This is a genomic window from Aeromicrobium sp. CnD17-E, from assembly GCF_024124745.1.
Classification (GTDB): Bacteria; Actinomycetota; Actinomycetes; order Propionibacteriales; family Nocardioidaceae; genus Aeromicrobium.
This window is the reverse complement of record NZ_JAMXRU010000166.1, coordinates 1-4226: the sequence shown is the minus strand read 5'-3', so window position 1 is coordinate 4226 and position 4226 is coordinate 1. Positions and strand designations below refer to the sequence as shown.

Below are 4226 nucleotides of genomic sequence, written 5' to 3'. Positions count from 1 at the left end.
CGCGATCTTCGCCGCGGCGGCCGAGGCCGTCTTGAAGGCGCGCTGACGGGCCTGCACCACGGCCCGCTTCCGTGCCTTCGTCGCCGCCTGCGCGCGCGCCCGTTGCGGGGTGGCCGCCTTGACGGTCGCAGTGCCACGACCCGTCGCGCTGCGCCGCACCGTCGCCTCGCCGCGGTGACCGTCGACGTGCACCACGCGGGTCGCGGTCTTCGCGACGGTGGCGGTCTTGGTCACGGTCACGCGGTGGCTCCGCGCGGCGTCGGCCTGGGCCACGACCAGCGTCGACGCCGCCAGGGCGACCAGGACGAGCGCGACCACCTTCGCGGTCGCGCTCGACGGACGTGCAGACGTCACCCGTTCCATGGTGCTCTCTCCCTCGGTGAAGGGATCCACGACCGGCTGCACTGGTGCCCACCTGGTCCTCCGTGGTCTCCCCACCGCGAAGAACGGACGCTGGTCCCTAACTAGTTGGGACTTTAGTCCTTTTGAGAGTCGTCTGCACCTCTTTGGTCCCGAATACTTCCGGGACGTCAGTCACTGTTCACCCGAGGCGACGACGACACAGGTGCCCGGTAGCGTGGTGCCGGGGAGAAGGAGAACCACATGAGCACGATCGTCGTGGGCTACGTCGCGAGTCCCGAGGGCGAGGCCGCCTGGGCCTGGGCCGTCGACCACGCCCGCAGCACGTCCGCCCGTCTCGTCGTCATCGCGTCCGACGCGCCGCACCCGGACGTCTCGCCCGAGACCGTCGTGGAGCAGCTCGAGTCGCGGCTCGGCGAGGCCGGCGTCGAGCACGAGGTGGTCCACTTCGTGGGCAGCGGTGGTGCTGCTGACGCGATCCTCGACCACGCCACCCGTCACGACGCGTCGCTCGTCGTCATCGGCCAGCGCCGGCGCTCGCCCGTCGGCAAGCTGGTGCTGGGCTCCACCTCGCAGCGCATCCTGCTCGAGGCCGACTGCCCGGTCGTCGCCGTCAAGGCCGCGCGCTGACCTCGTCGCCGGTCCCGGCACGTACCTCTCGGACGTCGGCTGCTCAGCTGCCGCCAGCCTCGCTGGTCGTGTCGCCCCACACCGCCTTCGCGCCCGAGTCGCCCACGCGGTAGACCTGCACGGCCGCCGCGACGGAGGCGATCAGGACGAGGACGGCCACGCCCCGCGCCGCCGCGGACACGACGCCCCGACGGTGCAGGACGAGCATCGCCACGAGCACCACCAGCAGGGCGATCTCGAACCAGATGAGCTGGTCGCCGAGCTCCGCGTGCCGGCCCGGGTCGCCGACCCTCTTCTCGAGCGCCTCGCCGCTCGAGGTCGCGACCGGGGTGAGCGCGGTCGCCACGACGAGCAGACTGGCCACGAGCCAGCCGTAGGTCTGGCGCCAGGCCGGGCGCAGCGCGACGACGATCGCACCGACCACCGACAGGGGCAGCAGCACGACCACCGCGTGCACGACGAGCGGGTGCAGCGGGAGGCCGTTGAACGTGTCCAGCATGGTGTTCTCCTTCGTGGGACGTCCCCGTGCGGCGAGCGCCGACGTGCGGTGGAGGGGGTCAGGGTGCGCCGAGGACGAGCCGGACCAGGGACCACGGACCGTCGCGGTCGAGGTCGAGGCGGCCGCCACTCGCCTCCGCGCACGACCGCGCGATGTCGAGGCCGAGACCGCTGGAGCCCCGGTCGCTGGTCCCGCGCCGCAAGGCCGTCGGCGGCACGCCCGGCCCTTGGTCACGGACCTCGACGACGGTGCCGGTGCCGACGAACGACACGGTCACGGCCACCGGCACTCCCTCGGCCGTGTGCGCGACGGCGTTCTCGAGCAGCGCGTCCAGCGCGGCGGCGAGGTCCGCGTCGGCCAGGCGCACCTCCCGCCCCGCGGCGCCGTCCGGCAGCTCGAGCACGGCGTCTCGCCGCTGGTCCTCCAGCAGCGGAGCCCAGTACGCGAACCGGTCCTGCACCACGGCGACCACGTCGGTCCGGGGCACCGCCCCCTCGCGTTGTGGTCGGCGAGCAGCCTGGATCACCGCCGTCAGGGTCCGCTCGAGGTGGTCGAGGTGGTCCTCGAGCTCACGCTTCTGCGGCGACTCCGGCAGGGCCTCGACGTCGAGCCGCACGGCGGTCACCGGGGTGCGCAGCCGGTGCGACAGGTCGGCGACGGTCTCGCGCTCGGCCACGAGCAGCTCGTCGATGCGTCCGGCCAGGCGGTTGAGCGCCGCCGACACGCTGCGCACCTCGCGCGGGCCGTCCTGCGGGGCGCGAGCCTCGAGGTCGCCGTCGGCGAGACGTTCCGCCGTCGCGGCCGCGGCCGTCAGGTGGCCTGCGAGACGACGCCCCACCACCACCGCGAGACCCGCCACCGCCGCGAGCGTGACGAGGCCGGCGAGACCGAGCACGCCCACCTGCTCGAGCGTCTCCTTGCCCACCACGCTGCGCGGCACGAACGAGCACACGGCGACGTCGCGACCCCGCTGCTCGGCGACCACGCGCACGAGCCTGCCGCCGTCGACCGACGCCACCTCTGCCCCGTACACGCGCCCGACCCGGGCGTTGGGCGGGCCGTAGGAGTCGCCGTCGCTGGACCGTGCGTCGTCGTCGCGTCGCCCTGGGGGCGTGCCGGCGTCGGCGAGGGGACCGAAACGGGCGTCCGAGTCGACCCTGCAGTCGGGTCGGGCCGATCCCACGGGCGCGCCGTCTCCGGCGTCGACGGTCACCCGACCACCGTCGCGGGCGTCGATGCGCTCGACGACCGCGACGAGGTCGTCGCGGTCGCCTCGCCCCGTGCTCACCAGGTCGGCGACGCCCTGCGCGACCGAGGCGGCCCACTGCTCCTCGTCCTGCTGCACGTTCCGCTGCACGGTGAGCGTGACCGGCACGGCGAGGAGCAGCAGCATCGCCGCGGCCGACCCGACGCCCAGCGCGAGGATGCGGGCGCGCAGGCTCACGCGTCGCCGCTCGTCGGGTCGGGGGCGACGAGCTTGACGCCCACCCCTCGCACGCTGTGCAGGTACCGGGGGTCGGCGGCACTCTCGCCGAGCTTGCGGCGCAGCCACGACAGGTGCACGTCGACGGTGCGGTCGGCGCCGCCCCACGGCATCTGCCACACGTCCGCCAGCAGCTCCCGCTTGCTCACGACCTCGCCGGCGCGGGTGGCGAGGGCGAGCAGCAGGTCGAACTCCTTGCGGTTCAGCGTGACGGCGCGGCCGTCGAGCGCGACCTCCCGCGACACAGGGTCGACGACCAGGCCGCCCACCCTGACGATGCGGTCGGTCGCACCCACCGGCGCGGTGCGCCGCAGCACCGCCCGGACCCGCGCCATGGCCTGCGCGGCGGAGAACGGCTTGACGAGGTAGTCGTCGGCGCCGGCGTCGAGGAGCCGCACGATCTCCCGCTCGTCGTCGCGGGCCGTGGCCACGACCACCGGGACGTCGCTGGAGGAGCGCACGAGCGCGAGCACGTCGGCACCGTCGAGGTCGGGCAGCCCGAGGTCGAGCATGATCACGTCGGGCTGCTCGGCCCCGACGCTGCGGATGGCCTCGACGGCCGTCCCGACGGCGGTGACGACGGCACCGTGGTCGGTCAGCCCGCGCGTGAGGGTCGTGCGGATGGCGAGGTCGTCCTCGACCACCAGGATCCGGACCATGGGGTCACCGTAGTGCTCGGTGACGCCGACCGGGGCCGACTCGCGCACGCTCACGACCGGCCCGACCGGTCCAGTGCGGGCACGACCCGCAGGGCGAGCGCGGGGCACGCCTGCGCCAGCTGGCGGGCCTGTCGCTCGGTGAGGTCGTCGCCGACGACGGGGAAGCCCCACTCGTCGAGGGTCACCTGCTCGGGCAGGAGCGCGGCGCACAGTCCGTGGCCGTCGCAGCGGGTCCAGTCGACCAGGACGCGTGGGCTCATCGCTCGGCACCCGTCGGGAGCACGCCGAGCGTCGGACGTCCGCACCCGCGACCCGTCGCGTGGACGGCGACGTCGTCGGCGAACGCGGTCAGCGCGCTGGCCAGGAAGCCGACGGCGCCGTCGGGGTGGGCGCACGCTCCGCGACCGCGCACCAGGCCGAGCCGTCGGGACAGGCGCGAGAGGTCGACGGGCGCGTTCGCCGCCAGCCCCTCGACGTCGGAGGCGAGGGAGTCGAGCCCGAACACGCAGGGTCCGCACTGCCCGGCCGACTCCCCGGCGAGCCAGCGCGCCACCCGCGCGACCTCCCCCACGGGGCAGGTGGCGCCGGGCAGCAC

The 4226-nt window shown here is 74.6% G+C and carries 7 protein-coding genes; 1 reads left to right on the top strand and 6 read right to left on the bottom strand.

The window, feature by feature from the left end:
- Positions 1-354 (bottom strand): hypothetical protein (locus NH339_RS17495; RefSeq protein WP_253027278.1); only part of this gene is annotated, 354 nt, incomplete at its 3' end.
- Between the two features lie 249 nt (positions 355-603).
- Here NH339_RS17495 and NH339_RS17490 point away from each other — a divergent pair.
- Complete coding sequence (locus NH339_RS17490; RefSeq protein ID WP_253027277.1) at positions 604-990, top strand: universal stress protein; 387 nt, start codon at positions 604-606, stop codon at positions 988-990.
- Positions 991-1033: 43 nt separating this feature from the next.
- Here NH339_RS17490 and NH339_RS17485 read toward each other — a convergent pair whose 3' ends face one another.
- From NH339_RS17485 to NH339_RS17465, 5 genes are all read right to left on the bottom strand, one after another.
- Positions 1034-1489, bottom strand: coding sequence for a DUF2231 domain-containing protein (locus NH339_RS17485; RefSeq protein WP_253027276.1), 456 nt, complete (start codon positions 1487-1489; stop codon positions 1034-1036).
- 58 nt (positions 1490-1547) lie between these two features.
- Positions 1548-2933 carry a HAMP domain-containing sensor histidine kinase gene (locus tag NH339_RS17480; RefSeq protein WP_253027275.1) on the bottom strand — a complete coding sequence of 462 codons (1386 nt, stop codon included), beginning with the start codon at positions 2931-2933 and terminating at the stop codon, positions 1548-1550.
- Positions 2930-3631 (bottom strand): response regulator transcription factor, encoded by a 702-nt coding sequence (locus NH339_RS17475; RefSeq protein ID WP_253027274.1) that lies wholly within the window; start codon positions 3629-3631, stop codon positions 2930-2932. The genes NH339_RS17480 and NH339_RS17475 overlap by 4 nt, the downstream gene beginning before the upstream one ends.
- A 50-nt stretch (positions 3632-3681) precedes the next feature.
- Positions 3682-3891 (bottom strand): ferredoxin, encoded by a 210-nt coding sequence (locus tag NH339_RS17470; protein WP_253027273.1) that lies wholly within the window; start codon positions 3889-3891, stop codon positions 3682-3684.
- Positions 3888-4226: NADH-ubiquinone oxidoreductase-F iron-sulfur binding region domain-containing protein (locus NH339_RS17465; protein WP_305883291.1), on the bottom strand; the 339-nt coding region annotated here is incomplete at its 5' end. The genes NH339_RS17465 and NH339_RS17470, both read right to left, overlap by 4 nt.

Bases quoted from the DNA above. Each gene is read 5' to 3' on its own strand.
- NH339_RS17490 (WP_253027277.1), top strand. From the start codon at position 604: ATGAGCACGATCGTCGTGGGCTACGTCGCGAGTCCCGAGGGCGAGGCC.
- NH339_RS17475 (WP_253027274.1), bottom strand. From the start codon at position 3,631: ATGGTCCGGATCCTGGTGGTCGAGGACGACCTCGCCATCCGCACGACC.
- NH339_RS17470 (WP_253027273.1), bottom strand. From the start codon at position 3,891: ATGAGCCCACGCGTCCTGGTCGACTGGACCCGCTGCGACGGCCACGGA.
- NH339_RS17485 (WP_253027276.1), bottom strand. From the start codon at position 1,489: ATGCTGGACACGTTCAACGGCCTCCCGCTGCACCCGCTCGTCGTGCAC.